Annotated in this window: 2 tRNA genes and 1 rRNA gene; all 3 read left to right on the top strand. The window is 43.8% G+C overall.

What is annotated here, in order from left to right:
- Positions 1–113: ribosomal RNA gene (locus VER_RS10150) — 16S ribosomal RNA — on the top strand; the annotation flags it as partial.
- Between the two features lie 138 nt (positions 114–251).
- Positions 252–328 (top strand) — tRNA-Ile (locus VER_RS10145).
- Between the two features lie 146 nt (positions 329–474).
- Positions 475–550 (top strand) — tRNA-Ala (locus VER_RS10140).
- The last annotated feature ends 180 nt before the right edge of the window (positions 551–730 follow it).

Genomic DNA, 730 nt, shown 5'->3' with positions numbered 1-730 from the left:
CCAAAGCCGGTGGGGTAACCTTCGGGAGCCAGCCGTCTAAGGTAAAGTCGATGATTGGGGTGAAGTCGTAACAAGGTAGCCGTATCGGAAGGTGCGGCTGGATCACCTCCTTTCTAGGGAGACATACACGAAAGCAAGACTTTCGATGTCACTTAGGTCGACACTTTGGCAAAGAGTAGACGCAGCATATGCGCTGGCAGTACTCACGCTTTACATTGTTTGGTTTTGAGAGATTTGTCTCTCAAATATATGGGCCTATAGCTCAGCTGGTTAGAGCGCACGCCTGATAAGCGTGAGGTCAGTGGTTCAAGTCCACTTAGGCCCACCAGTTGGTTCATATATACTCGAATTATGCGTGAGCATATAGTACAGACAACATGAGCTAATTAAATGGTGTAACTCGCATTGAAAAAATATCTAATATATTGTATGATATATGGGATGAGTTTTCAGTAAGTAGTGTAACCAACATATGGGGGCGTAGCTCAGCTGGGAGAGCACCTGCCTTGCAAGCAGGGGGTCAGGAGTTCGATTCTCCTCGTCTCCACCATTCATTTACTACTGATACTCAGTAATAAATGACTTGTTCTTTGAAAACTGCATAGAAGATAGATAATATGTAAGGTAAGCCTCTTGGAGGAATCCAAGGGTTAACCAAGCACATTAGGAAATAATTCTCTGATTTATAGAAGTAGGTTAAGCTACAGGCGAGACGAAAGTCTTAAAAATC

The organism is Veillonella sp. R32 (genome assembly GCF_010093125.1).
GTDB lineage: Bacteria > Bacillota > Negativicutes > Veillonellales > Veillonellaceae > Veillonella_A.
This window is presented reverse-complemented; position numbering and strand designations above follow the sequence as displayed.